The organism is Mesorhizobium sp. A556, from assembly GCF_054489545.1.
Map to the genome: position 1 here is coordinate 27,422 of NZ_JBTMXA010000012.1, position 24,397 is coordinate 51,818.

The 24,397-nt window shown below is 63.2% G+C and carries 23 protein-coding genes and 3 pseudogenes; 12 read left to right on the top strand and 14 right to left on the bottom strand.

The window, feature by feature from the left end:
- Window positions 1–37: 37 nt before the first annotated feature.
- Window positions 38–508 carry a MaoC family dehydratase gene (locus ACX3P0_RS19950; protein WP_459081577.1) on the top strand — a complete coding sequence of 157 codons (471 nt, stop codon included), beginning with the start codon at window positions 38–40 and terminating at the stop codon, window positions 506–508.
- 9 nt (window positions 509–517) lie between these two features.
- On the opposite strand, the gene ACX3P0_RS19955 is transcribed toward ACX3P0_RS19950, so the two are convergent.
- Window positions 518–1,639 carry a LacI family DNA-binding transcriptional regulator gene (locus ACX3P0_RS19955; protein ID WP_459091233.1) on the bottom strand — a complete coding sequence of 374 codons (1,122 nt, stop codon included), beginning with the start codon at window positions 1,637–1,639 and terminating at the stop codon, window positions 518–520.
- Between the two features lie 554 nt (window positions 1,640–2,193).
- Between ACX3P0_RS19955 and ACX3P0_RS19960 the strand changes: the two are divergent.
- Both ACX3P0_RS19960 and ACX3P0_RS19965 read left to right on the top strand, forming a co-directional pair.
- A pseudogene (locus ACX3P0_RS19960) lies at window positions 2,194–3,088 on the top strand (sugar-binding protein).
- Window positions 3,089–3,226: 138 nt separating this feature from the next.
- Window positions 3,227–3,778, top strand: a pseudogene (locus ACX3P0_RS19965) (ATP-binding cassette domain-containing protein); the annotation flags it as partial.
- A gap of 202 nt (window positions 3,779–3,980) precedes the next feature.
- Here the strand turns inward: ACX3P0_RS19965 and ACX3P0_RS19970 are convergent.
- On the bottom strand, window positions 3,981–4,046 hold the full coding sequence (locus tag ACX3P0_RS19970; RefSeq protein ID WP_459081618.1) for a hypothetical protein: 66 nt from the start codon (window positions 4,044–4,046) through the stop codon (window positions 3,981–3,983).
- 65 nt (window positions 4,047–4,111) lie between these two features.
- Between ACX3P0_RS19970 and ACX3P0_RS19975 the strand changes: the two are divergent.
- Both ACX3P0_RS19975 and ACX3P0_RS19980 read left to right on the top strand, forming a co-directional pair.
- Window positions 4,112–4,783: pseudogene (locus ACX3P0_RS19975) on the top strand (ATP-binding cassette domain-containing protein); the annotation flags it as partial.
- 21 nt (window positions 4,784–4,804) lie between these two features.
- The gene (locus ACX3P0_RS19980) at window positions 4,805–5,794 is read left to right on the top strand and encodes an ABC transporter permease (protein WP_459091235.1); all 990 of its coding nucleotides are present in this window, start codon (window positions 4,805–4,807) and stop codon (window positions 5,792–5,794) included.
- Between the two features lie 55 nt (window positions 5,795–5,849).
- On the opposite strand, the gene ACX3P0_RS19985 is transcribed toward ACX3P0_RS19980, so the two are convergent.
- The 6 genes from ACX3P0_RS19985 to ACX3P0_RS20010 form a co-directional block, all read right to left on the bottom strand.
- Window positions 5,850–6,050: a hypothetical protein gene (locus tag ACX3P0_RS19985; protein ID WP_459091237.1), complete on the bottom strand. Its 201-nt coding sequence runs from the start codon at window positions 6,048–6,050 to the stop codon at window positions 5,850–5,852.
- Window positions 6,051–6,113: 63 nt separating this feature from the next.
- Window positions 6,114–6,782, bottom strand: a complete 669-nt coding sequence (locus ACX3P0_RS19990) for a sarcosine oxidase subunit gamma (RefSeq protein WP_459091239.1) — start codon at window positions 6,780–6,782, stop codon at window positions 6,114–6,116.
- Complete coding sequence (locus tag ACX3P0_RS19995) at window positions 6,775–9,768, bottom strand: sarcosine oxidase subunit alpha (protein ID WP_459091241.1); 2,994 nt, start codon at window positions 9,766–9,768, stop codon at window positions 6,775–6,777. The genes ACX3P0_RS19990 and ACX3P0_RS19995 overlap by 8 nt, the downstream gene beginning before the upstream one ends.
- Window positions 9,765–10,061, bottom strand: coding sequence for a sarcosine oxidase subunit delta (locus ACX3P0_RS20000; RefSeq protein ID WP_459091243.1), 297 nt, complete (start codon window positions 10,059–10,061; stop codon window positions 9,765–9,767). Before ACX3P0_RS20000 ends, ACX3P0_RS19995 begins: the two co-directional genes overlap by 4 nt.
- 3 nt (window positions 10,062–10,064) lie before the next feature.
- Window positions 10,065–10,394: a hypothetical protein gene (locus ACX3P0_RS20005; protein WP_459091245.1), complete on the bottom strand. Its 330-nt coding sequence runs from the start codon at window positions 10,392–10,394 to the stop codon at window positions 10,065–10,067.
- A gap of 40 nt (window positions 10,395–10,434) precedes the next feature.
- Window positions 10,435–11,688: a sarcosine oxidase subunit beta gene (locus ACX3P0_RS20010; RefSeq protein ID WP_459091247.1), complete on the bottom strand. Its 1,254-nt coding sequence runs from the start codon at window positions 11,686–11,688 to the stop codon at window positions 10,435–10,437.
- A gap of 217 nt (window positions 11,689–11,905) precedes the next feature.
- Here ACX3P0_RS20010 and ACX3P0_RS20015 point away from each other — a divergent pair, with 217 nt between their 5' ends.
- The 4 genes from ACX3P0_RS20015 (at window position 11,906) to ACX3P0_RS20030 (ending at window position 15,624) form a co-directional block, all read left to right on the top strand.
- Window positions 11,906–13,414: a helicase HerA domain-containing protein gene (locus ACX3P0_RS20015; RefSeq protein WP_459091249.1), complete on the top strand. Its 1,509-nt coding sequence runs from the start codon at window positions 11,906–11,908 to the stop codon at window positions 13,412–13,414.
- A gap of 153 nt (window positions 13,415–13,567) precedes the next feature.
- The gene (gene rpsU / locus ACX3P0_RS20020) at window positions 13,568–13,837 is read left to right on the top strand and encodes a 30S ribosomal protein S21 (protein ID WP_459081586.1); all 270 of its coding nucleotides are present in this window, start codon (window positions 13,568–13,570) and stop codon (window positions 13,835–13,837) included.
- Window positions 13,838–14,082: 245 nt separating this feature from the next.
- Entirely contained in the window at window positions 14,083–14,928 is an 846-nt protein-coding gene (locus ACX3P0_RS20025; protein WP_459081587.1) for a tetratricopeptide repeat protein, read from the top strand.
- A gap of 225 nt (window positions 14,929–15,153) precedes the next feature.
- Entirely contained in the window at window positions 15,154–15,624 is a 471-nt protein-coding gene (locus tag ACX3P0_RS20030) for a DUF992 domain-containing protein (RefSeq protein ID WP_459091251.1), read from the top strand.
- A gap of 71 nt (window positions 15,625–15,695) precedes the next feature.
- Here the strand turns inward: ACX3P0_RS20030 and coaBC are convergent, their stop codons facing one another.
- From coaBC to ubiE, 3 genes are all read right to left on the bottom strand, one after another.
- On the bottom strand, window positions 15,696–16,925 hold the full coding sequence (gene coaBC, locus ACX3P0_RS20035) for a bifunctional phosphopantothenoylcysteine decarboxylase/phosphopantothenate--cysteine ligase CoaBC (RefSeq protein WP_459091253.1): 1,230 nt from the start codon (window positions 16,923–16,925) through the stop codon (window positions 15,696–15,698).
- A gap of 64 nt (window positions 16,926–16,989) precedes the next feature.
- Window positions 16,990–18,552, bottom strand: a complete 1,563-nt coding sequence (gene ubiB / locus ACX3P0_RS20040) for a 2-polyprenylphenol 6-hydroxylase (RefSeq protein WP_459091255.1) — start codon at window positions 18,550–18,552, stop codon at window positions 16,990–16,992.
- A 13-nt stretch (window positions 18,553–18,565) separates the two neighbouring features.
- Window positions 18,566–19,342: a bifunctional demethylmenaquinone methyltransferase/2-methoxy-6-polyprenyl-1,4-benzoquinol methylase UbiE gene (gene ubiE, locus ACX3P0_RS20045; RefSeq protein ID WP_459091257.1), complete on the bottom strand. Its 777-nt coding sequence runs from the start codon at window positions 19,340–19,342 to the stop codon at window positions 18,566–18,568.
- A 112-nt stretch (window positions 19,343–19,454) separates the two neighbouring features.
- On the opposite strand from ubiE, the gene ACX3P0_RS20050 reads away from it, so the two are divergent.
- The 3 genes from ACX3P0_RS20050 to ACX3P0_RS20060 all read left to right on the top strand — a co-directional run bounded on the left by ACX3P0_RS20050 (window position 19,455) and on the right by ACX3P0_RS20060 (window position 21,849).
- Window positions 19,455–20,432 carry an adenosine deaminase gene (locus ACX3P0_RS20050; RefSeq protein WP_459091259.1) on the top strand — a complete coding sequence of 326 codons (978 nt, stop codon included), beginning with the start codon at window positions 19,455–19,457 and terminating at the stop codon, window positions 20,430–20,432.
- Between the two features lie 98 nt (window positions 20,433–20,530).
- Window positions 20,531–21,160, top strand: coding sequence for a uracil phosphoribosyltransferase (upp, locus tag ACX3P0_RS20055; protein WP_459081593.1), 630 nt, complete (start codon window positions 20,531–20,533; stop codon window positions 21,158–21,160).
- A 128-nt stretch (window positions 21,161–21,288) separates the two neighbouring features.
- A complete protein-coding gene (locus tag ACX3P0_RS20060) occupies window positions 21,289–21,849 on the top strand; it encodes a TIGR02281 family clan AA aspartic protease (protein ID WP_459091261.1) in 561 nt (186 codons plus the stop codon).
- 1 nt (window position 21,850) lies between these two features.
- On the opposite strand, the gene deoA is transcribed toward ACX3P0_RS20060, so the two are convergent.
- The 3 genes from deoA to cdd are packed head-to-tail and all read right to left on the bottom strand — an operon-like array spanning window position 21,851 to window position 24,396.
- Window positions 21,851–23,167: a thymidine phosphorylase gene (gene deoA, locus ACX3P0_RS20065; RefSeq protein WP_459091263.1), complete on the bottom strand. Its 1,317-nt coding sequence runs from the start codon at window positions 23,165–23,167 to the stop codon at window positions 21,851–21,853.
- 27 nt (window positions 23,168–23,194) lie between these two features.
- A complete protein-coding gene (locus tag ACX3P0_RS20070) occupies window positions 23,195–24,001 on the bottom strand; it encodes a purine-nucleoside phosphorylase (protein WP_459091265.1) in 807 nt (268 codons plus the stop codon).
- The gene (gene cdd, locus ACX3P0_RS20075; protein WP_459091267.1) at window positions 23,998–24,396 is read right to left on the bottom strand and encodes a cytidine deaminase; all 399 of its coding nucleotides are present in this window, start codon (window positions 24,394–24,396) and stop codon (window positions 23,998–24,000) included. The genes ACX3P0_RS20070 and cdd overlap by 4 nt, the downstream gene beginning before the upstream one ends.
- Window position 24,397: the final 1 nt, after the last annotated feature.

Below are 24,397 nucleotides of genomic sequence, written 5' to 3' on the forward strand. Positions count from 1 at the left end.
CGCCAAGAAATTAGCCGAAGATTCCGGAGTTTTCCGCATGCAGCCGATCGGTCTCGAAACCCTTGTCGCCAGCGCCGGCAAGGAAGTCGGCGTCTCGCCGTGGCGAACCGTGACGCAGACCATGATCGACCAGTTTGCCGACGCAACCGACGATCACCAGTTCATCCATTGCGATCCGGAGCGGGCGGCGCGCGAGACGCCTTATGGCGGCACCATTGCGCACGGCTTCCTGCTTCTATCGCTTTTGTCGGCAATGACGTTCGAGACCATGCCGCCGATCGAGGGCGGGAAGATGGGCGTCAACCACGGCTTCGACGAGGTTCGCTTCAAGTCGCCCGTCAAGACCGGTTCGCGCATCCGCGCCCGCTTCGTCCTGGCCAGCGTCAAGGTAAGGCCCTCCGGCTGGGTCCAGACGGCGCACGACGTGACGCTGGAAATCGAGGGCGAGAAAACGCCCGCGCTCACCGCGCGCTGGCTGACGCTTACCTTCGTCGAGCCGAAGAGCTGAAGGTTTGCGTCAGAGCTGGCTGGAAACCTTCGGTGCGGCAACAGACTCCCGCTCGACCAGCGAGCATTCCAGCTTGGTGATCGGGTAACGCCCGTTTCCTGAAGCGGGTGGCGTCTCGAACTGCTCGACCGCCCATTGCCCCATGGCCATATGCGGCAGCACCGAAGTGGTCAGCGGCGGAAACAGATGGCGCGCGATCTCTTCGTCGTCATAGCCGATGACGGACATGTCCTGCGGAATATGCAGGCCCGCCTCCTTCAGCGCCTCGTAGCAGCCGATGGCCATGCGGTCGTTCTGGCAAAAGATCGCCGCTGGCGGTTCCGCCAGCGCCAGCAGTTTCTGGGTGGCGGCATAACCGGCACTCGCCGACCAGTCGCCCTCGACCACGAGGTCGCCGTCATAGGGAATGTCAGCGGTCGCCAGCGCTCGGCGATAGCCTTTCAGGCGATCTTGCGCCGCCTGCATCCATGGCTCGCCTGTGATCGTTGCGATGCGGCGATGGCCGTGCTGGATTAGATGCCGGGTCGAGCTTTGCCCACCCGCGATCTCGCTCGGCACCACGGCGGGAAACGCGTAATCGGCCGTATAGCAGTTGAGCAGCACCACCGGGATGTTGAGGTCCGCAAGATGCGGCGGCGTGACGATCTCTCTGGTGAAGATCGTCATGTAGACCAGCGCCGAAATCCCCTGCGCCGTCAGCGCCGCGATGGCGCGCGGTTCCATCACCGCGTCGCTCATGGTCTGCGCGACCAGCACGACATTGCCGGCGTTCCAGGAAGCTTGCCGGACGCCTTCGATGGCAACGACGGCCTCCGGGCTTGTCGCCAGTTGGTCCGTCACGAAGCCGATGACGCCATCGAGCACCGTCGAGGGCGAAGGACGCGCATAAGACGATCCGAAGGACGGCAGCCGGTAGCCGAGCCGGCGCGCCTCGCCGATCACGCGCTCGCGCGTCTGCGGCGAAAGCTTGATGCCGGGCGTATTGTTGAGAATGAACGAAACGGTGGCCTGCGAACAGCCGGCCGCCTTGGCGATGTCGGTCATGGTCACGCGGCGGCCAGTCCCCTGCGACGCTTGTTTGGGGCGACTCGATCCCTTGGCCGCCCGCTCGATTTCCGTCGGTTCCGTCATTTGTCCGATCCCCTCGGGGGCATGTCTAGCTGGCGTCCGCCTGCACGGCAAGGGGGCGGATGCCGCGTCAATTTATAAAAATGAAGACCGACTAATACACGCGAACAGGCGGATAAGTTCGCCTCGACAATCACACAGCCGGCCAATAGAGAGCGAGATCGAACGGAAATGCCACCTATCCTCCAGAAAATCGACTTAACCGGCACCGACCGACGCCTCCCGCACAATCCGGAACACCCTCGTCGCCTTCCTTCGGGGAGCGAGCCCCAGCCACATAACTAATACTATTTACTAATATCAATTGATGCGATAATGTCAACGACGATGGCGCACCGGTGGTACGGCACACGCCATCGCAAGCAGGAGGAGAAAGTCGAGCGGGTCTTCATTTGTCTGATAAATAGTCTTTACGTCCGGCAAACGCGCCTCTAGATTTGGTCCTTGGCTGGAATGCCTGGCGCAGATGCACCGGCAAAGTCCTGGAGGAGGGCATCCGACAGCCGACAGACTCCGGATCAGCGCCGCACGCTGAATAAATAGGGAGGTTGAACATGATGAAATCTGTCCTACGCAACACGACCATGGCCGCCGCGGCTTTGCTGCTCGGCGTTTCCACCGGCGGGGCGGCGCACGCTGCCGACAAGCCGACGCTGGCCTTCGTCGTCAACGGCGCATCCGACTTCTGGAAGGCGGCCGAGGCCGGCATGAAGAAGGCGCAGGCCGAGTTGCCCGACTACGCGCTCGAACTCAAATATCCCGAGCAGTCCTCCGTCGCCATCCAGCAAAGGCTGATGGACGATCTCGTCACCGCCGGCGTCAAGGCGATCATGGTTTCGGCGGTCGATCCTAAGACCCAGACCGACGGACTGGACAAGATCGGCTCCGAAGTCGCTCTCTTCACCACCGACTCGGATGCGCCGAAGTCGAACCGGGTCGCCTATATCGGCTCGTCCAACATCGATGCCGGCACGCAGGCCGCCGAGATCGCCAAGAAGGCGATGCCCGATGGCGGCAAGTGCATGTGCAATGTCGGCCTGCTCGGCGCCGATAACGCCAAGGAGCGCATCGATGGCTTCAAGAAGGGGCTGGAGGGCACCAAGATCACGCTGGTGGACGTGCGCGGCGACGACATCGACCAGACCCGCGCCAAGAAGAACGTTGAGGACACCCTTGTCGCCGATCCCACGATCAATTGCATGGTCGGCTTCTATTCCTACAACACGCCGCGTATCTATGAAGCGCTGCGCGATGCCGGCAAGCTTGGCCAGATCACGGTTGTCGGCTTCGACGACGATCCGATCACGCTGGGCGGCGTCAAGGAAGGCAATATCGCCGCGACCGTGGTGCAGCAGCCCGGCGGGCGGGCTCATTATCGTGCCGACTAAGATCATCGGCCAGGCCGATGTCGACGCCTACGCCGCCAATCTGAAGGTAATGGCCGGCAATTGATGCCGCGACGATCGGTGCTAGATTGATTTCACCGGCCCGGAGCCATGGCTCCGGGCCGGTGGTTTCCCTGTTCGCCCGGCCGAAACTCCCGGCGATGCTTTCCGTGCCGCAGCTCTTGCCAACAGACGATCGCGCATGATGGAATTTTCGGACAATGTCATCCCGCATACAGCCGGCGCATCCGATTCCGCGCCGTTCCTGACCCTCGAAAATATCCGCAAGACCTATCCCGGCGTTATCGCGCTGGACGGGTTTTCGATGCAAGTTCGGCCGGGCGAGGTGATCGGGCTGGTCGGCGAAAACGGCGCGGGGAAATCCACGCTGATGAAAATTCTCGGTGGCGTCACCGCGCCCGACAGCGGCGTGATCACTGTGGACCAGGTTGCGCACGACCGCCTGACGGTTGCCACCAGCATGCAGGCCGGCATTGCCTTCGTTCATCAGGAACTCAACCTGTTCGACAACCTCGATGTCGCCGCCAACATCTTCCTCGGGCGCGAGCCGCTGCTGGGAGGCCCGCTGCGGCTGGTGGATCGCGCCAGACTGCGCGCCCAGGTAACGCCGCTGCTCGAGCATGTCGGCGCCAATTTTTCCGCCGATACGCCGGTTTCCACGCTGTCGCTGGCGCAGCAGCAGATGGTCGAGATCGCCAAGGCGCTATCCATCGACGCGCGGCTGGTGATCCTTGACGAGCCGACATCGAGCCTGCCGATCGCCGAGACGGAAAAGCTGCTCGCCGTCATCGCCGGGCTGAAGGCGGACGGCATCAGCGTCATTTTCATTTCGCACCGCCTGCACGAAATCGAGCGCGCGGCCGACCGGGTCGTCGTCTTGAGGGACGGCACGCTCGCCGGGACACTCCCGAAAAGCGCCATCGATCATGAAAACATGGTCAAGCTGATGATCGGCCGGGCGCTGAAGGCGCGCGTCGACGCTTCGGCCTGCGAAGCCGGCGCAGTCGCAGTCGCAGTCTGCGTGGATGGCGTGCGGACCCCGGCCTATCCCGACAAGACAGTGACGCTCGACCTGCGCCATGGCGAGATCCTCGGCCTGGCCGGTCTCGTCGGCTCCGGACGAACCGAACTGGCGCGTGTTCTGTTCGGTATCGACAAGAGCCTCGGCGGCACCATTCGCCTTGAGGGGCAGGAACTGGTGCTGGGTTCGGCGGCCGATGCGGTCCGGCAAGGCATTTTCCTGGTGCCCGAAGACCGCAAGTTGACCGGCATCCTGCTGGACCTGCCGATTGCGCAGAACATATCGCTGCCCCATTTGCGGGCGCACGCGACGCGCTTTCTGGTGTCCGCCGCCAGCGAAACGGCGACCGCCGAGACGCAGAAAGCCAATCTCGGCATCAAGGCTCCTTCGGTCAAGACGCGCACCGGCACGCTTTCGGGTGGCAACCAGCAAAAGGTCGTTCTGGCCAAATGGCTCGCGATGAACCCCAAGGTGATGATCCTCGACGAGCCGACGCGCGGCATCGACATTGGCGCCAAGGCCGAAATCTACGCTCTGATGCGCAAGCTGGCGGATGCCGGCGTCGCCGTGCTGATGATTTCAAGCGACATGGAAGAGGTGATCGGCGTCTCGGACCGCATCGCCGTGATGCATGAAGGCTCGATTGCCGGCATTCTGGGCCGGGAAAAATTCAGCCAGGAAAACGTGCTGCTTCTGGCGGTAGGCAAGCAGCCGAAGTAGAAAAAGGGCGAGGAGAAGACGATGACCAAGAAAGATCTCGGCCTGTTGATCCTCATCCTGGTGGTGGGTGCCGTCGTCGCGGCGATCAATCCGCGCTTCCTGCTGCCGATCAACCTTGCCAACACCTCGAACCTGATCGGCCTGTTCGGCATCCTCTCCATCGGCCAGGCGTTCGTTATCATCACCGGCGGCATCGAATTGTCGGTAGGCTCGCTGATCGCGCTGCTCGGCGTCCTGTTCGTCGATTTCATCGCCACGCGTGGCATGGACTGGGCGGTGGCGCTGCCGCTCATCCTCGTCCTGGGCGGGGTCACCGGCCTGGCGCATGGCTGGCTGATCGCCAGGCTCAACCTGCAGCCCTTCGTGGTCACGTTGTGCGGCCTGTTGATCTATCGCGGCGTGGCCCGTTTTTATACCGCCGACGGCACCGCCGGCTTCGCCTTCGGCCAAAGCTTCCCGACCCTCGAATTCCTGACGGCAGGCCGTTTCTACGGCATTCCAAACAGCTTCATCGCGCTGATCGTCATCGCCGTCATAAGCTGGATACTTCTGCACCGGTCGGTGTATGGACGCTATCTCTACGCCATCGGCAAGAATGAAGAGGCGGCGAAATATTCGGGCATCCGCACGCAGCGCATGGTGATGGCGGCTTATGTCATCTGCGGCGTGCTGACCGCCGTCTCTGCCGTCTATTTCGCCATGTACACGCGCTCGATCTCACCAGCCAGCCACGGCAATTTCTACGAACTCTACGCCATTGCCGCCGCCGTGCTGGGCGGCTTTTCGTTGCGTGGCGGCGAAGGTTCCATCGTCGGCGTGGTCCTCGGCACCGTGCTGCTGCAGGAGTTGCAGAACTTCGTCAACCTGCTCGGCATACCGTCGTCGCTGAACTTCGCGGTAATGGGCGGCGTCATCCTCCTCGGCGTGCTGGTCGACCAGCAGTGGGACGTGTTCCGCGCCCGGCGCGGCATGACGATAGCCGCCCGGCAGGGCAAGGCCGGGGCGCAGTAGCCCTTCGAATTCAACCTGATGGGTTAAAAGCCCGCAGCTACTCGCTGCCGTCGGCCTACCGTCTTTTGGGCTTGCCGGGAATGGAGGTCGAGACGATCGAGATCGGGTCACTGGCGGGAAACGTGCTTTCCAACCCCTCCTCAAGTTCTTCTTCCGGAGTGCCGGCAGTCTCGTCCTTCTGCTCTTTTTCGAGCGAACGGACAGCAGAAGTTTTCACCTTCTTTGCTGAAGTCGCTGGTATCGACGGCTTGGCCATGGCGATGTCTCCTGTCGCGGGAAAACGGTTCCTCGCGACAAAGGTTCCGGGCCAGGCAGAACTTCAGGCGCTGCGTGCAGCCTCGGACAGGTGAGTAAAGACATAGTCGGAGAAGGAACGCCAGCATTCCACGCGGAAAGCGTCAGGCGCCGTGCGGTAGAGCACGATTTCGCTCTTGCCTAGTACCGTGCGCGAGCATGCGCCAACCGGGAAAGCTTCCAGCGACAGATCCTGCGGACAGCCCGAATTGATCGTGGCAGCCGCGCCCGTCCCGGTCACGGCAATCGCCACGTTGCGATGCGAAATAGCAACGGAAGAATGCAGCGCCTTGGCCTTGGCGCAATCGGCAAGAAGATCTCCGCCGGCGTCATCGATGACCAGCCATTCGTCCGGCCCGAGCCACAAGGCCGTACGGCCGCCCTTCGAGGCGGAAGTTTTCGGTTTTTGCGGCAGCGTCAGCCCCAGCGCCCTTGATACCGAGGCAACCGAAGCTTCGGACGCGCGCAGAGAAATGCGCTCCGCAGGCGGCAGTATCGCCAGCGCAACGCTCGATGCCGAAACCGTCTTGCCTGCCAGCACCGGGCGACGCTCGACGGAAGGCGCGGAAGCCGGCGCACCCGTTGCAGCAGCCTTCTTTGCCCCGGATGCGGGCTTGGCCGCCGCTTCCGGCTTATCCCCAGACGCCTCTTTGGCCCCAGTTGCTGCTTTAGCCCCAGATACAGCCTTAGCCATTGAGGTGTTCCCCCTTCTCGTCGAAGAACACCACGCCGGTGACTTCCACTTCGATCACGCCGTCCGGCATCGGCACATAGAGCGTCGAGCCCATGCGGTCGCGCCCGCCGGCCAGCAGCGCGAGCGCGATGGAGCGCCCGCAATTCTCCGACCAGTAGCTCGACGTGACATGGCCGATCATCGTCATCGGGATCGCCTGTTTCGGGTCGGCAACGATCTGCGCGCCCTCCTCCAGCACCACCTTCGGGTCCTTGGTCTTCAGGCCCACCAGTTGCTTGCGGCCCTTGGCGACCAGATCGGGGCGCGTCATGCCGCGAATACCGACGAAATCGGTCTTCTTCTTGCCGATCGCCCAGTTGAGCCCGGCGTCGTCGACGGTGACGGTGCCATCCGTATCCTGGCCGACGATGATGTAGCCTTTCTCGGCGCGCAAGACGTGCATCGCCTCGGTGCCGTAGGCACAAGCGCCATGCTTTTGCCCTTCGGCCCACAGCGCTTCCCATACCGCCTCGCCATAGTCGGCCGGCACGTTGACCTCAAAACCGCGCTCGCCGGAGAACGACATGCGAAACAGCCGCGTCGGCACGCCGCAAATTGTGCCCTCGCGCACCGACATATGCGGCATCGCAGCGTCGGAAAGATCGATGCCCTCGATCAGCGGCGCAATAATGTCGCGAGACTTCGGCCCCTGCACGGCAATCACCGCCCACTGTTCCGAAGTCGACGTCAGCCACACATTGAGATGCGGAACCTCTGTCTGGAGGTAGTCCTCCATCTGGTTCATGACGCGCGCGGCACCGCCGGTCGTCGTCGTCACATGGAAGCGGTCCTCCGCCAGCCTGCCGACCACGCCGTCGTCATAAATGAAGCCATCCTCGCGCAGCATCAGGCCATAGCGGCAGCGGCCGGTCTCCAGCTTCTGCCACGGGTTGGTGTACATCAGTTCCATGAAGGCGGCCGCATCCGGTCCAACCACCTCGATCTTGCCGAGCGTCGAGGCGTCGAACAGGCCGGCCGTCTTTCGCACCGTCACGCATTCGCGGTCGACGGCGGCGTGCATGTCCTCGCCGGCCTTGGGAAAATACCAGGCGCGCTTCCAGTTGCCGACGTCTTCGAACACCGCGCCGTGCTTTTCGGCCCAGCCATGGGTTGCCGTGCGCCGCGTCGGATCGAACAGCGCGCCGCGCGCGTGCCCGACGATGGAGCCGAACGTCACCGGCGTATAGGGCGCGCGGAACGTGGTCAGGCCCACTTCCGGGATCGGCTTGTCCAACTCGTCGGCGGCAATCGCCAGCCCGTGCATGTTGGAAGTCTTGCCCTGGTCGGTCGCCATGCCGTTGGTGGTGAAGCGCTTGACGTGCTCGATCGAGCGCATGCCCTCATGCACCGCCTGGCGGATATCCTTGGCGGTCACGTCGTTCTGGAAATCGACGAACGACTTGACCGTCGTGCCCGGTCCGGCACCGGGTGCCGTACCCAGCATGCCGCGCGACCAGCTTTCACTGGCCTCGACCTTGGGCTTGGTGCCCTTGACGCTTTTCGCGCCGGAATCCTTTGCCGCCTTGGTGCCCGCCGCATAGGCTTCGTCAATGGTGCCCGACAGCCCATCCGTGCCGTTGCACGCGCCGACCGACACGCAATCCTGCGCATAGGTGCCGGGCAGGAAGCGCTTGACCTCGTCGTTGAAGGCGACCTTGCCGCGCGACTGCGAGAACAGATGCACGGAAGGCGTCCAGCCGGCCGACATCAGGATCGCATCGACCGCGATCTTGCGCTCGCCGCCGCCATTCTTCGGCTGCACGACCATGGAGTTGACGCGCAGCTTGCCGCCGGCGCGGATGACGGCGCGGCCGGTATGAACCTCGATGCCGAGTCCACGCGCCTCATCGACCAGCGCCCCGGTCGGGTTGTCGCGCAGATCGACCAGAGCGGCGATATTCACGCCGGCCTTTTTCAGGTCGATGGCCGCCGCATAGGCGCTGTCATTGGCGGTATAGACGCCGACATTTTTGCCCACGGCGACGCCGTAATGGTTGAGATAGGTGCGCGCCGCCGAAGCCAGCATGACGCCCGGCCGGTCGTTGTCGGCAAACACCATGTGACGCTCGATGGAGCCGGTGGCCAGCACGACGCGCTTGGCCCGGATCTGCCACAGCCGCTCGCGCGGCAGGTCGATGCCGGGGCTTTGCAGATGGTCGCTGACGCGCTCGGTCAAGGCGACGAAATTCTGCGCGTAATAGCCAAACGCCGTGCTGCGCGACAGAACCTGCACATTGTCCATGGCTTCCAGCCTGGCGACAGCGGCCTGCGCCCACGTCCAGCCATCCTGCCCGTCGATCTTCGCGCCGCTTTCGAAACGAAGTGAACCGCCCAGTTCCGCCTGCTCGTCGGCCAGGATAACGCGCACGCCGGTTTCAGCTGCGGCAAGCGCCGCCGCGATGCCGGCAGCGCCGCCGCCAAGCACCAGCACGTCGCAATGCCCATATTGTGCCGCATAATGATCCGGGTCCGCCTTGTCGGGGGCGACACCGAGGCCAGCGGCCGCGCGGATTTTCGGCTCGTAGAAGGATTTCCAGGCCGCCTTCGGCCACATGAAGGTCTTGTAGTAGAAACCGGCCGAGAAGAAGGGCGAGGCAAGGTCGTTGACCGCACCGACGTCAAAGGAAAGCGACGGCCAGCGGTTCTGAGAACCGGCCTTCAGCCCGTCATAGATTTCCTGCACGGTGGCGCGCACGTTTGGGGCCTTGCGGGCCGCATCGCGCTCGATCTGCACCAGCGCGTTAGGTTCTTCCGCACCAGCGGAAAGGATACCGCGCGGACGGTGATATTTGAACGACCGACCGACCAGATGCACGCCATTGGCCAGCAGCGCCGAAGCCAGCGTGTCGCCCTGAACGCCCGTATAAGGCTTGTCGTCGAAGCTGAACCGCACGGTCGCGGCCTGCTTCAGCCGGCCGGCATTGGGGATACGGAAAGACGCGCTCATTTGCCCGCTCCCGGCAGCTTGGAGGGTTTCTTCTCGCCCGCCTTGTAGGTCATGACGAACTTGTCGGTGATGGTATCGCGCACGGCATTGAAGAAGCGCGCGCAGCCATGCACATGCCGCCAGCGCTCATAGATGATGCCCTTGGGGTTCGAGCGGATGAAGAAGAATTTTTCGAAATCCGCATCGCTTTCCCCGGCCATGTTTGCCGAGCGCTCGACATGCGCCTCGCCGGCGTTGCGGAATTCGAGTTCCGGACGTTCTTCTTCGCAATAGGGGCAGCGGATCAGCAGCATGAATCAACTCTTCCCGTCTGGTTCGATATAAAGGCCAAACGCTTTCGTGTTCCTGAGACCAACGCGTTCCATCCTTCGCCGCCAGCCTCGTGAATAATAGGCACCGATTTCCTTCTCGGGCTCCGCAGAATAGTCTTTGCGGAATCCCTCGGTGTTATGAATGGGATACTTCAGTGCGAGTGTTCCTGCCCACGGAGCAATTCCCAGAACCGCCAGAAGAAAGAATGCGGCGAACATGAAGACTCCTACCAGATGGTAGGCGAATTCCGAGCCGGTGTACTGATGCACCTGCGCGGCAAGCACGGAGAGTAGCGCTGCGCCGGCACCCATCATAAAAAATCGTCTGTTCGCTCTCTTCGTCACCGGACTTCGCTCAGTGCGCCACGGCGGCGGCGGCCGCTTCGTCGATCAGGCGGCCGGTGCGGAAGCGCTCCAGCGTGAACGGCGCGTTGATCCGGTGCGGCTCGTCCTTGGCGATCGTGTAGGCAAAGACATTGGCCGAACCCGGCGTCGCCTTGAAACCGCCGGTGCCCCAGCCGCAATTGACGTAGAGGCCCGGAACCGGCGTCTTGGCCAGGATCGGCGAGCGGTCCGGCGTCACGTCGACGATGCCGCCCCAGGAGCGCAGCATCTTCATGCGCGTGAACATCGGGAACATCTCGCAGATCGCGTCCAGCGTGTGCTGCAAAATATGAAGCCCACCCGTCTGGGAGTAGGAAATATACTGGTCCGTACCGGCCCCGATCACCAGTTCGCCCTTGTCGGACTGCGAAATATAGGCATGCACCGTGTTGGACATGACCACGCAAGGCACCACCGGCTTGACCGGCTCCGACACCAGCGCCTGCAGCGGATAGCTTTCCAGCGGCATGCGCACGCCGGCCATGTTCATCAGCACCGAGGAATGGCCGGACGCCACCACGCCAACCTTCTTCGCGCCGATGAAGCCGCGCGTGGTGTCGACGCCGGTGACGCGGCCGTCCGGCGCGCGCTTGATGCCGGTCACTTCGCAATTCTGGATGATATCGACGCCGCGCGCCGAAGCGCCCCGCGCATAGCCCCAGGCAACCGCGTCGTGGCGAGCCGTGCCGCCGCGCCGTTGCAGGGCGGCACCCACCACCGGATAGCGGGCATCGGGCGAAGTATTCAGCGGCGGGCAGAATTCCTTGGCCTGCTCCGGCGTCAGCCATTCATTATCGATGCCGTTCAGGCGGTTGGCATGGATGTGCCGCTTGAACACCTGCACATCATGGACATTGTGCGCCAGCATCATGACGCCGCGCGCCGAATACATGACGTTGTAGTTCAGCTCCTGCGAAAGCCCGTCCCACAGCTTCAGCGCATGATCGTAAATGCCGGCCGATTCGTCATAGAGATAGTTGGAGCGGATGATGGTGGTGTTGCGGCCGGTATTGCCGCCGCCCAGCCAGCCCTTTTCGATCACCGCGATATTGGTGATGCCGTGTTCCTTGGCCAGGTAATAGGCCGTGCCAAGCCCATGCCCGCCGGCCCCGACGATGATGACGTCGTACTCTTTCTTGGGCTCCGGCGAAGGCCACTGCTCTTCCCAGCCCTTGTGGCCGCGCATGGCCTCTCGGGCAATGGCGAATACCGAATATTTTTTCACGTTTCTGGCCTCGCGGATGGCAGTCGGCTTAAATTGGCGTCCGACGCGCGAGGTGTATCACTAGCGAAACCACGCTGTCACCCTTGCGCTGTTTGCGACGGCGATTGGCGTTTTGCGCCGCCCGGGCCCATGCGGCAAGGCGCCTGTGGGTATTGGCTCGCAATGGTTCGCATCGCGCACATCGAATGCTAGGGATCGTAGGTACGAAGGAGCGGCGATGAAGGTGGATATAGACATGGGCACGGCTTCCGCTGGAAAGCCGGCCATGCTCGATCTTGAGGAACTTTTGGCGACCCGCCTGCTGGTGCAGGGCAATTCGGGTTCGGGAAAGTCGCATCTGCTGCGTCGCCTGCTGGAGCAGAGCGCGCCCTGGGTGCAGCAATGCGTGATCGACCCGGAGGGCGATTTCGTCACGCTGGCCGACCGATTCGGCCATGTCGTGGTCGATGCACAGCGCACCGAGGCGGAACTGACCCGTATCGCCGGCCGTATCCGCCAGCACCGCGTGTCCGTCGTGCTCAACCTCGAAGGGCTGGACGTCGAGCAGCAGATGCGTGCCGCGGCAGCCTTTCTAGGCGGCATGTTCGATACCGAGCGCGATTTCTGGTATCCGGTCCTGGTCGTGGTCGACGAAGCGCAGCTTTTCGCCCCGGCTGTGGCCGGCGAAGTCTCCGACGAGGCGCGGAAAATATCGCTTGGCGCGATGACCAATTTGATGTGCCGGGGCCGCAAGCGCGGACTGGCCGGCGTCATTGCCACGCAGCGCTTGGCCAAGCTTGCCAAGAATGTCGCCGCCGAAGCTTCCAATTTTCTCATGGGGCGCACCTTCCTCGATATCGACATGGCGCGCGCCGCCGACCTTCTAGGCATGGACCGGCGGCAGGCGGAAATGTTCCGTGATCTGGCGCGCGGCCATTTCGTGGCGCTCGGACCTGCCATGTCGCGCCGGCCGCTGCCGATCACCATCGGCACGGTGGAAACCTCGGCACGCTCGATGAGCCCAAAACTGACGCCGCTGCCCGACGCGCCGGAAGACGCGCGCGACCTGATCTTCACGCCCGGCCCCGACGAGGCGCGCCTGCCGGTGCGTAAACCGCCACCCCCGGCGCAGATCCCGACCGCCGACCTGATCGCCCAACTGTCCCGGCCGGCTCCCGCACCTGAACCGCCTGCCGAACCGGTTTTCGACATCATCGACGAGGCGGAGCGCGAAGCCGGCATCGCCAAGGTCATGCGCGAAATCCTCGACGATCCCGATGCGGCCTTCCGCACCGACGCCGTGCTCTATCAGGACTTTCTGGTACGCTGCCGCATCCGGCGCGTGCTGGGCAGCCCGCTCGATTTGCCCGGCTTCCGCCGCAAGTTTGCCGTTGCCCGCGCCGGCGTCGACCAGAAGACGGCCGGCGGCGAATCGTGGCCGATTGCGCTTGGCCTTTCCGAATCGCTGCCGGCCGACCTGCAAGGCGTTTTCCTGGTGGTGGCGCAGGCAGCGCTTGCCGGTGCGCCCTGCCCGTCGGATGCGGTGCTGGCCCGCATCTACGGCAGCCATTCGCCGCGCCGCGCCGCGCGCCTGCTGGCCTATTTCGAAGAACGCAACCTTTTGGTCACGCGCACCGATTTTCATGGCAAGCGCGTGCTGGCCTTTCCCGACCTTGGCTGCGAGACAGCACCGGGCGATCCGAACGCGCCCGATGACGCCGCCGCAACGCGCGACGCCGCCGAATAGACCTGGCAAAATCACCCCGGATTCACACTCTTTGGTGGACAGGGTATGCCATTTCTGCTATCAGCCGCCGCAATTCGCGGTGGAGACTGCTGCGGAGGCGGGCGGATGTGGCCGCTTGCCTGTTGATTTCAAACACGAAAGACAGGATTCCAAGTGCAGGTACTCGTCCGCGACAATAACGTTGACCAAGCGCTTCGCGCACTGAAAAAGAAAATGCAGCGCGAAGGCATTTTCCGCGAAATGAAGATGCGTGGGGCTTACGAAAAGCCCTCCGAGAAGCGTGCCCGTGAAAAGGCCGAGGCCGTGCGCCGCGCTCGCAAGCTGGCTCGCAAGCGCGCCCAGCGCGAGGGCCTGCTGCCGATGACGCCGCGCCCCGTGGCCGCCGGTGCTGCCGGTGCGGGTGCTGCGCGTCCTTCGCGCTGATACCGCCAATCTTTCGTCCCTTTCGACGGATACCCTGAGGTGGCGCGATGCAGAATCGACGCCACCTTTTTATTTCTACTTGACCAGGCCCGGAGGGGGACCCGTATCTAGGGCATCGAACCGAAAAGTGAGAATCGGTTTTCGGATTATTCCGATGCTCAATCAAAGTGCTAGAGCGTCCTTTGTGCGTCCAATTGGACGCACGGCGCTCTGGACGGCACCTCGGCATTAAGGATCAGGAAGAGATGAACGCACTCACCGGAAAGCGCACAAGCGCCATACGCGGCTTCGCATTGGCAACGGTGTTGCTTTCGGGACTGGCGCTGAGCGCCTGCCAGACGGGCCCCGCCGGCGAACTGGCGTCCATCGACAAGGCGCAAGGCTCGAGCGAAAACATCTCGTCGCTGTCCTCCGTCATCCAGAGCAATCCGCGCGATCCCGAAGGCTACAATGTGCGCGGCTCGGCCTATGGCCGCGGCGGCCAGTACCAGGCGGCGCTGAAGGACTTCAACACGGCGATCCAGCTCAATCCGAATTTCTACCAGGCCTATTCGAACCGCGCCCTGATCTATCGCTTCCTCGGCGACCAGACGAGCGCGCTGAACGACTACAACCGCTCCATCCAGATCAACGCCAGCTACGACGCCGCCTATATCGGGCGCGGCAATCTCTACCGGAAGGCCGGTCGCACGCAGGACGCGTTCAACGACTTCCAGAAGGCGATCCAGCTCGACACTACGGATGCCCGCGCCTATCACAATCGCGGCCTGATCTATCAGAGCCAGGGCCAGCACAAGTTCGCCATCGAGGATTTCTCGACCGCGATCTCGTTGGCGCCGGACGCTTCCGAGCCCTATAATGGCCGCGGCCTTTCCTATCTGGCGCTGAACCAGGAAGACAACGCCTTCGCCGATTTCAACATGGCCATCAAGCTCGACGGCAAGAACGCCGAAGCGTGGGCCAATCAGGGGCTGATCTACGAGCGCCGCGGCGACAAGGCAAAGGCGGCAAAATCCTATCGCGAGGCCGCGCGCCTGAACCCGACCTACCAGCCTGCCAAGGACGGCCTCAGCCGCACCGCCCGTAGCTGACGGATTTTCGGATCAAGGCTGGGAACGCGGCTTGCCTTAACCTGCCTGCGTGAAGAAAGCGGGCTTGCCCTTGCGGCAGGGGTAAGCGCCTCCGCCGTCCGGGTCGCGATCTCCGACAATGAAAAGGCCATGTGACGCAGCAACTGCCATGCTTGCGCCATGGTTTTTCAGGAACCCTTCCGGCTCCAGTTCATTGATCCTGGTAACACAAAGAGGGTTTTTCCCATGAAAACAAAAATTGCTTGCGCTACCGCGCTTCTCGCCACGCTGATGGTGGCTCCGGCCTATGCCGGCGTCGAACTCGGCGTCCTAGATTGCACCATTGATGGCGGCACCGGCTATGTCATCACGTCGAACAAAGGCGTGGCCTGCACGTTCCGTCCGCATCATGGCGGCGGCTCGGAAGCCTATACCGGCGTCATCTCCAAGCTCGGCGTGGATCTCGGCGCCACCAACCAGGGCGCGCTGCAATGGGCCGTGCTGGCAGCCACCAGGGGCGAGCCAGGCGACAAGCTTGGCGGCACCTATGTCGGCGTGAATGCCGAAGCCTCGATTGTGACCGGCGGCGGCGCCAATCTCCTCGTCGGCGGCTTTCGCGACTCGATCACCTTGCAACCGTTGAGCGTACAGGCCCAGACCGGCCTGAACCTCGCCGTAGCGGTGACTTCGATGGAGCTGATCCGCTCCTTCAAATAGCGGCTCTCGGCTTTGAGCAATCCCGAAACACCGTGCATCCGGTTGGGCGCACGGTGTGTCGGGAACGCTTTTTAACGGGCAGTCTTGAGCTTTTCGGCGATCAGGCTAGCCAGCCGCGCCGCCACTTCTTCCTTGCCCATTTCAGGCCATTCCTCGACGCCGGTAGCGCTCACGATGCGCACCCGGTTGCGGTCGCCGCCCATCACGCCGCCATTGCCGATGCCGCTATCATGCGAAACGTCGTTGGCGACGATGAAATCGGCCCCCTTCTTCTTCAGCTTCGCCTCGGCGTTTGCCACAAGGTCTCGCGTTTCGGCAGCGAAGCCGACAACCAGCGCGGGCCGCAACTGGTGATGCCCGACGCCCGCGAGAATGTCGGGATTTTCGACCATGTGCAGGGCCGGCGGCCCCTCTCCCGCGACCTTCTTGATCTTTTCGCCAGACGAATCGGCGGTGCGCCAATCGGCAACCGCCGCCACGAAGACGGCCGCGTCGGCCGGCAGCAGCTTTTCCACCGCGTCGCGCATTTCCTGCGCGCGCTCGACATGGACGGTCGTAACGCCCGCCGGATCGGCAATCGCAACCGGGCCGGAAACAAGATGCACATTCGCGCCCAGTTTCGCCAGGGCCGCAGCAATGGCATGGCCCTGCTTGCCCGACGAACGGTTGGCGATGTAGCGCACCGGATCGATCGGCTCATGCGTCGGGCCGGACGTGACGATTATTTTTCGGCCCGAAAGCGGCTTTTGCCCGCCCTCCAGCAAAGCTTCCACGGCTTCCACGATTGCCAGCGGCTCCGCCATCCGGCCCTCACCCGCCTCGTTGCTTTCCGCCATTTCGCCTCTCATCGGCCCGACGAAACTGACGCCGTCCTTTTCCAGCGTGGCACGGTTGCGGCGCGTCGCCGGGTGCGCCCACATAAGCGGGTTCATCGCCGGCGCCATCAACACCGGCTTGTCCGTGGCCAAAAGGACTGTGGACGCAAGATCGTTGGCATGGCCGTTGGCCAGTTTGGCCATCAGATCAGCCGTAGCCGGTGCCACCACAACGAGATCGGCCTCGCGTGAAAGCCGGATATGGCCGATGTCGTGCTCGCCCTGCCGGTCGAACAATTCGGTAAAAACATGGTCGGCCGAAAGCGCGCCCACCGACAGCGGCGTGACGAACTCCTGCGCCGCCGCACTCATGACGCAGCGCACGGATGCTCCGCGCTCGCGCAGCCGACGGATAAGGTCGAGTGCCTTGTAGGCCGCGATACCGCCCCCGATGGTGAGCAGAATGCGCTTTTGCGAAAGTGTCATGCAGAAGCCCTTTGTCAGCGAGCGAAGACTAGAGGAAGCGAACGAAGCGCACAACGACGCCTCGTCACGCCAGCCACAGCAGCGTCAGCGCGATAATCCATAGCGCCACGCGGCCCGAGCGCGTCGCTCGCGCCTCGGCCTTGCCGATGGCCTTTGCCGTCGCCTCGTCGAAACGCAGGCCATTCTCGGCCATCCGGTCGATTTCTCGCGACAGGCGTTCGGTGCGCTGCGCAAAATCCGGTGCCTGGCGCGCCAGCGAAACCAGCGCGCCGACGCCCTCGCGCGCATCGCTCAACAGGCCGCGCGGGCCGAGATTGCCGCGTATCCAGTCGCCCACCACCGGTTCGGCCGTCTTCCACATATTGAAAGCGGGATCGAGCGTGCGGGCGACGCCTTCCACCACCACCATGGTCTTTTGCAACAGCACCAGTTCGGGGCGCGTCTGCATGTCGAAAAGTTCCGTCACCTCGAACAGCAACGTCAAAAGCTTGGCCATGGAGATGGTTTCCGCCGGTTGGCCATGGATCGGCTCGCCAATGGCGCGAATAGCCTGCGCGAAGGCCGCGACATTGTGCTGGCGCGGCACATAACCGGCTTCGAAATGAACTTCCGCCACCCGCAAATAATCGCGCGTGATAAAGCCGTAGAGGATTTCCGCCAGGAACCGACGCTCCTTCTTGCCGAGCCGGCCGGCAATGCCGAGATCGACGGCGACGATAGTGCCGCCCTCGTCGACGAACAGATTGCCCGGATGCATGTCGGCATGGAAAAAGCCGTCGCGCAGCGTATGGCGCAGGAACGACTGGACGAGATTGGCGGCGATGGCCTTCAGATCGTGCCCGGCCGCAGCCAGGCCCGCGACATCGTTCATCTTGATGCCGTCTATCCATTCCATGGTCAGCACGTCGCGGCCGGTGCGCTCCCAATCGACCGAGGGCACGCGAAAGCCCGGATCGTCCCTGGTGTTTTCGCCAAGCTCCGAAAGCGCTGCCGCTTCCAGCCGCAAATCCATCTCGATCCTGGTCGTCTGCGCCAGCGTTTGCGTCACGGCGACAGGCTGCAGGCGGCGCGAGGACGGGATGTATTTTTCCTGCAGGCGCGCGGCGAGGAAGAAGCTTTCAAGGTCGTGCGCGAAGCGGCGACGCACGCCGGGGCGGATCACCTTCACCGCCACGGTCTGCTGGCCATCCTCGTGCGTAACCGACGCCGAATGCACCTGGGCGATGGAGGCTGCGGCGACCGCGTCGCCGAAATCGGTATAAAGTTCCCCTACCGGACGGCCAAGAGAACCCTCGATCGCCGCGATCGCCTCGCCCTTCGGGAAGGTATGCATCTTGTCCTGCAGCATGGCGAGATCGAGCGCGATATCGTTGCCGACCACATCGGGCCGGGTCGCCATGAACTGGCCGAGCTTGACATAGGAAGGCCCAAGCCGCGCCACGGCTTTCGCCAAGCGGTCGCTGCGCTGGTAGCGGAGCGCGCGACGGCGGGTAAACAGCCGGGCAATCCGCCAGCCAAACTTCGGCATGCCCGAAAGCTGGTCGCCCGGCAACGCCGCGACCACGCCTTCGCGCACCAGGACCCAGCCGGCTCTGGCGAGCCGGAGGCCGGCACTGAGGCTGCTCATCGCCGCACCTGCCTCAAAGCTTCCAACCGGAATGGGCGGCCGCGATACCACCGGAATAGTTTCGGAAACTGACGCGCTCGAAGCCGGCGCGGCCAATCATTGTGACGAAATTGGCCTGGTTGGGGAATTTTCGGATCGATTCGACCAGATAGGAATAAGGCTCGCCGTCGCCGGTCACCGCCTTGCCGATCTTCGGGATGGCGTTGAACGACCACGTTTCATACACCTTGTCGAGCACTGGCATGTCGACTTCGGAAAATTCGAGGCACAGGAACCGGCCGCCGGGCTTCAGCACGCGAAACGCCTCGGAAAGCGCCACATCGATTCGCGGCACGTTGCGGATGCCGAAAGCGATCGTATAGGCGTCGAAAGTGCCGTCCTCGAACGGCAGTTCCTCGGCGTTCGCTTCGACGAAATCGGTGTTTTCCGAAAGGCCCTTTTTCTCGGCGCGGTCGCGCCCGACCGAAAGCATCGAGCCGTTGATGTCGAGCACGGTCGCGTGCGCATTGCGGTGGCTGGCCTCCACGATCTTGAAGGCGATATCGCCGGTGCCGCCGGCAACGTCCAGCACGCGCCAGCCCGGCCGCTTCGGCGGATTGAGCCAGGCAACCATGGCGCCCTTCCACATGCGATGCAGGCCGGCCGACATCAAATCGTTCATCAGATCGTAGCGCTTGGCGACCTTGTGGAAGACGTCGTTGACCAGCGGCTGCTTTTCGCCCGCCTCCACCTGCTGGAAACCGTAGGACGTTTCCATGCCGCCCGACGCTCTGGTTCTCTCAACTGACATTCTTTTGATCCGACCTAAAACCGGCGGGACCATAGCCGATAGAGATACGGGGCGCTATTGTTTAAGACGCGGTGTTCGGCCGCGCATCGCGCTGGCGTAACGGGAAGACGGAATGCTGTTGAAAGCGGAACTTCACTGTCACATCGAAGGCGCTGCATCGCCGGACCTGGTCATCCGCCAGGCGCAGAAATACGGCAGCGATCATACAGCCTTCATCCGCGACGGTTCCTTTGTCTGGCACGACTTCACCTCCTTTCTGGCGGCCTACGATTTTGCTGCCAGCCTTTTCCGTAGCGAAGAAGACTATGCGCTGCTGGCCGACCACTATCTCACCAGCCTTGCCCGCGACGGCGCCATCTATTCCGAGATATTCACCTCGCCCGATCACGCCACCAAGGCCGGCCTGTCGCCGAAAGCCTATACGGATGCGCTGGGCGAAGGGATGATCCGCGCCAGGGCCAGAACCGGCATCGAAAGCCGCATGATCGTTACCGGTGTGCGCCATATCGGGGTGGAATCCATCGAGAAGGCGGCACGCTTCGCGGCCCGTTGCGGACACCCACTGGTGACAGGTTTCGGCGTCGCCGGCGACGAACGGATCGGCGACATCGAAGACTATGTGCGCGCCTTCGAAATTGCGCGCGAGGCCGGGCTGGGCATCACCATTCATGCCGGCGAACTGCTGGGCTGGGAAAGCGTGGTTGCGGCGCTTGACCACATCCGCCCCTCCCGCATCGGCCACGGGGTGCGCGCCATTGAAAATCCCGGCCTGGTCCAGCGTATCGCCGACGAAGGCGTGGTGCTGGAATGCTGCCCCGGTTCCAACATCGCGCTTGGTCTCTATGCCGGTTTTGCCGAGCATCCTTTTCCCGCGCTGATGGCGGCGGGCTGCAAAGTGACGCTGAATTCCGACGACCCGCCTTTTTTCCACACATCGCTCAAACAGGAATACGACAATGCCGCCCGGCATTTCGGCCTGAACGAGAAGGCGCTGGCAGCCATTACGCGAACGGCCATCGAAGCGGCTTTCATCGACACGAAGACCAAGACCGCCCTGCTGGCGCGGCTGGCGGGCAAGCCCATCCGCTGAATCTTCTGCAAAAGCTGTGATCGTGCCTCCAAGCCCGTTCCTTGGCATGCTCATTCCCGCTAGGGTTTCTCCAAAGCCGGAAATTCAAGGAGAAGACCATGAAGGGCGTCACCGTCATCGACCATCCGCTGGTGCAGCACAAGCTCAGCATCATGCGCAAGAAGGAGACTTCGACGGCTGGTTTCCGGCGGCTGTTGCGCGAAATATCGCTGCTGCTCGGTTATGAAGTAACCCGCAACCTCGAACTGACGACGACGCAGATCGAGACACCCATGGAAACCATGGACGCGCCGATCCTCGAAGGCAAGAAGCTGGTGTTTGCCTCGGTGCTGCGCGCCGGCAACGGTTTGCTTGAAGGGTTGCTCGACCTGGTGCCGGCCGCCCGCGTCGCCCATATCGGGCTGTACCGCGACCATGAAACGCTGGAGGCGGTCGAATATTTCTTCAAGGCGCCGAGCGACCTCGCCGACCGGCTGATCATCGTCGTTGATCCGATGCTGGCGACGGCCAATTCCGCAATCGCGGCCGTGGAAAAGCTGAAGGAACGCGGCGCGACCAACATCCGCTTCCTGTGCCTGCTGGCCGCGCCCGAAGGCATCGAGCACTTTACCAAAGCGCACCCCGATGTCCCCGTATACACCGCCTCCATCGACCGTCAGCTGAACGAAAAAGGCTACATTCTTCCCGGCCTCGGCGATGCCGGCGACCGGCTCTACGGCACGAAATAGCGCCGAAATTTACCGTTTATTGACGCAAAACCAGTGCTTTTTGCGCATAAACCAGCCGAAAACGCGCGATTTAAACCCGAAAAACACCATTGCCAGCGCAAATTGCCTCTCTCGAAGAGGCAATTTTCATGCTGCGCAAGCTCCTCATCCTTGGCGTGTTCGTCGTCGGCGTATCGGCATCGATCCCGATCCTCTACCAGTCGAACAAGCCAGTCCTGGACCGCTTTCTGGCCGCCGCGCTGAAAGGCGACCGGGCGGCCACGCCAGATCTGAAAATGGTCACCACCGCGATCAACCCGGCAGCACCGCAGCCGCTTGGCCGCAAGGTCGTCGTCCAGTCGGACGGGCGCGGTCATTTCGCGGGCACCTTCAAGCTGAACGGCCGCCAGATCGACGCGCTGGTCGACACCGGCGCCACGCTCGTTGCGATCAACACCTCGACAGCCCGCAGGATCGGCGTGTCGCTTGCGTCATCCGACTTCAACCACGAGGTTTCGACCGCCAACGGCACCATCAAGGCGGCACTCATCACTGTCGACAGTCTTCAGATCGGCCGGATTTCGCTCAACGACGTGCAGGCGGTCGTGCTGGACGACAAGGCCTTGAAGACCAATTTGATCGGCATGAGCTTCCTCAACCGGCTGGAAAAATTCCAGGCGCAGGACGGCAACCTGCTTCTCGTGCAGTAAATTAGAACGCCGCGATCCGCCGGATGACCGACTTTTTCGCGGCAGGCTTGCCCGGCCCGACCGAATAGGCGCGAAGCACGGCCAGGGCCGCTTTCTCCGCATCGGCCTGGGTGCGGGCGTGAACCAGCGCCAGCGCGTCGCCCCGCGACAGCTGCGCACCGACCGGCAACAGCCGGCTGATGCCGACCGAATGGTCGATCATGTCTTCCGGGCGGCCGCGCCCGCCGCCAAGTTCGACCACCGCCAGCCCGATTTCGCGCGTTGCGATCCCGGTGACAAAGCCATCCGCACCGGAGCGAACGGCAAGTTCCACGGGGGCTTTCGGCAAATATCTTTCGGCATTCTCGACGAAATCGGCGGGACCGCCAAGGGCAGCGACCATGCGGCCGAACGTGGCGGCGGCGCGGCCACCCTCCAGCGCCTCGACGGCGCGGCGCATGCCGTCCTGGTTGGTCGCGGCAAGGCCGGCCTGATGCAGCATCTCGGCGGCCAGCGCCAGCGTCACCGTCTCAAGACGCGAGCCGCGAAACCTGCCCGTCAGGAAATCAACCGCGTTCAGCACTTCGAGCGCGTTACCGGCAACCGATGCCAGCGGCTCGTCCATGGCCGTCACCAGCGCCGAGGTTTTCAGGCCGGCGCCAACGGCAACCTCGACGAGGCTGGTGGCGAGAGCCGTCGCATCGCGCGACTTTTCCATGAACGCGCCGTTGCCGAGTTTCACGTCCAGCACCAGCGAATCCAGCCCGGCGGCCAGCTTCTTCGACAGGATCGAAGCGGTAATCAGCGGCACCGATTCGACCGTGGCGGTCACGTCGCGAACCGCATAGAGCCGCCGGTCCGCCGGCGCGAGATCGGCGGTCTGGCCAATGATAGCGCAGCCCGTCTCCTGCACGGTCTTGCGAAAAAGAGCTAGGTCGGGCTGGCTGACATAGCCGGGGATCGCGTCCATCTTGTCCAGCGTGCCACCGGTATGGCCAAGCCCACGCCCGGAAATCATCGGCACATAAGCGCCGCAGCTTGCCACAATGGGAGCCAGCATCAGCGAGACATTATCGCCGACGCCGCCGGTCGAATGCTTGTCGGTGACCGGGCCGGGCAGATGCGACCAGTCGAGCACCGCGCCCGAATCGCGCATGGCCAGCGTCAACGCCACCGCCTCGTCGCGGCTCATGCCGTTGAAATAAACCGCCATCGCAAAGGCGGCCGTCTGGCCGTCGGAAACCGTGCCGGCGGTCAGTCCGGTGATGAAGGTGGCAATCTCGTCCTGCGACAGTCTTTGGCCGTCGCGCTTTTTGCGGATGATTTCCTGGGGGAGCATTTTTATGCCGCCCCGGCGTGTCGAGACCTACCCATCCAACAGCCCCTCCGCGAACACATGTCGCAAGATCGTGGCCAGCCGCGTGCCGCCGACCGGGGCCATGTCCTTGGTTTCCTGATGCGACAGTTCCGCCCCGGTCATGCCCGCCGCAAGGTTGGTGATGACCGAGCACGCCGCCACCCGCAGGCCAAGGAACCGGGCGATAATCACTTCCGGCACGGTCGACATGCCGACCGCATCCGCCCCGAACGCGCGCGCCATGCGGATTTCGGCGGGCGTTTCGAAGGACGGCCCGGAAAACCACATATAGACGCCCTTGTGCAGAATCGTACCGGTAGCACGCGCTGCCTGCTCGATCGCCTCGCGCATGGCCGCGTCATAGGCTTCCGTCAGCCCGACGAAACGGCGGTCGCTCGCCTCGCCGATGAGTGGGTTGGTCCCGGAAAAATTGATATGGTCGGTGACCAGCATGACCGAGCCGGGCAGCATTTGCGGATCGAGCGAACCCGCCGCGTTGGTGAGGATCAACTTGCTCACGCCGATGCCGGCAAGCACTTCCAGAACGGGCCGCATGGCGGCGGCATTGCCATGCTCGTAATAATGCGCCCGCCCGGCCAGCATCAGCACCGGCTGGCCGCCAAAGCGGCCCCCCACCACTTCGCCGGCGTGGCCACTGACGCTGCTTGTCGGGAAGCCCGGCAATTCGGCATAGGGGATACGCACGGCATCCTCGACCTGATCGACCAGCCCGGCGAGGCCCGATCCCAGCACCAGTGCGGTGGCGGGTGCCAGCCCGTCCAGCCGCTCGACAAATACATCGATGGCCTGCTTCATTTCAGCATGTCGCCCTGAAAGCCGTAGGGCAGCATATCGCCCATGGTAACGGTTTCGACCACGCCGGTCTCGTCGCAAAGGTAGAGTTTTGTCGATGGTTCGCAAAATTCCGCCAACCGCTGGCGGCAACCACCGCAGGGCGTGCAGCACGCCATCCGCTCGGCGGTTACCGCGATTTCCGTGATCCTGCCGCCGCCCCCCATGATGTAATGGCCGAGCGCCGTCGTTTCCGCGCACCAGCCCTCGGGATAGGACGCGACCTCGATATTCGCGCCGGCAAAGACCCGGCCATCGTCGGTGCGAAGGGCGGCTCCTACCGGGAACTTCGAATAGGGCGCATAGGCCTTGGCCATGGCGGTTTTGGCGGCAAGGAAAAGGTCATGCGAACTCGTCATG

Bases quoted from the DNA above. Each gene is read 5' to 3' on its own strand.
- deoA (WP_459091263.1), bottom strand. From the start codon at position 23,167: ATGCTCCCCCAGGAAATCATCCGCAAAAAGCGCGACGGCCAAAGACTG.
- ACX3P0_RS19995 (WP_459091241.1), bottom strand. From the start codon at position 9,768: ATGAGCGCGTCTTTCCGTATCCCCAATGCCGGCCGGCTGAAGCAGGCC.
- ACX3P0_RS20060 (WP_459091261.1), top strand. From the start codon at position 21,289: ATGCTGCGCAAGCTCCTCATCCTTGGCGTGTTCGTCGTCGGCGTATCG.
- ACX3P0_RS19950 (WP_459081577.1), top strand. From the start codon at position 38: ATGCAGCCGATCGGTCTCGAAACCCTTGTCGCCAGCGCCGGCAAGGAA.
- ACX3P0_RS20000 (WP_459091243.1), bottom strand. From the start codon at position 10,061: ATGCTGCTGATCCGCTGCCCCTATTGCGAAGAAGAACGTCCGGAACTC.
- coaBC (WP_459091253.1), bottom strand. From the start codon at position 16,925: ATGACACTTTCGCAAAAGCGCATTCTGCTCACCATCGGGGGCGGTATC.
- ACX3P0_RS20025 (WP_459081587.1), top strand. From the start codon at position 14,083: ATGAACGCACTCACCGGAAAGCGCACAAGCGCCATACGCGGCTTCGCA.
- ACX3P0_RS19985 (WP_459091237.1), bottom strand. From the start codon at position 6,050: ATGGCCAAGCCGTCGATACCAGCGACTTCAGCAAAGAAGGTGAAAACT.
- ACX3P0_RS20070 (WP_459091265.1), bottom strand. From the start codon at position 24,001: ATGAAGCAGGCCATCGATGTATTTGTCGAGCGGCTGGACGGGCTGGCA.
- cdd (WP_459091267.1), bottom strand. From the start codon at position 24,396: ATGACGAGTTCGCATGACCTTTTCCTTGCCGCCAAAACCGCCATGGCC.
- ACX3P0_RS20015 (WP_459091249.1), top strand. From the start codon at position 11,906: ATGAAGGTGGATATAGACATGGGCACGGCTTCCGCTGGAAAGCCGGCC.
- ACX3P0_RS20030 (WP_459091251.1), top strand. From the start codon at position 15,154: ATGAAAACAAAAATTGCTTGCGCTACCGCGCTTCTCGCCACGCTGATG.
- ACX3P0_RS20050 (WP_459091259.1), top strand. From the start codon at position 19,455: ATGCTGTTGAAAGCGGAACTTCACTGTCACATCGAAGGCGCTGCATCG.
- ACX3P0_RS19955 (WP_459091233.1), bottom strand. From the start codon at position 1,639: ATGACGGAACCGACGGAAATCGAGCGGGCGGCCAAGGGATCGAGTCGC.
- ACX3P0_RS19980 (WP_459091235.1), top strand. From the start codon at position 4,805: ATGACCAAGAAAGATCTCGGCCTGTTGATCCTCATCCTGGTGGTGGGT.
- ubiB (WP_459091255.1), bottom strand. From the start codon at position 18,552: ATGAGCAGCCTCAGTGCCGGCCTCCGGCTCGCCAGAGCCGGCTGGGTC.
- ubiE (WP_459091257.1), bottom strand. From the start codon at position 19,342: ATGTCAGTTGAGAGAACCAGAGCGTCGGGCGGCATGGAAACGTCCTAC.
- ACX3P0_RS20005 (WP_459091245.1), bottom strand. From the start codon at position 10,394: ATGATGGGTGCCGGCGCAGCGCTACTCTCCGTGCTTGCCGCGCAGGTG.
- upp (WP_459081593.1), top strand. From the start codon at position 20,531: ATGAAGGGCGTCACCGTCATCGACCATCCGCTGGTGCAGCACAAGCTC.
- ACX3P0_RS19990 (WP_459091239.1), bottom strand. From the start codon at position 6,782: ATGGCTAAGGCTGTATCTGGGGCTAAAGCAGCAACTGGGGCCAAAGAG.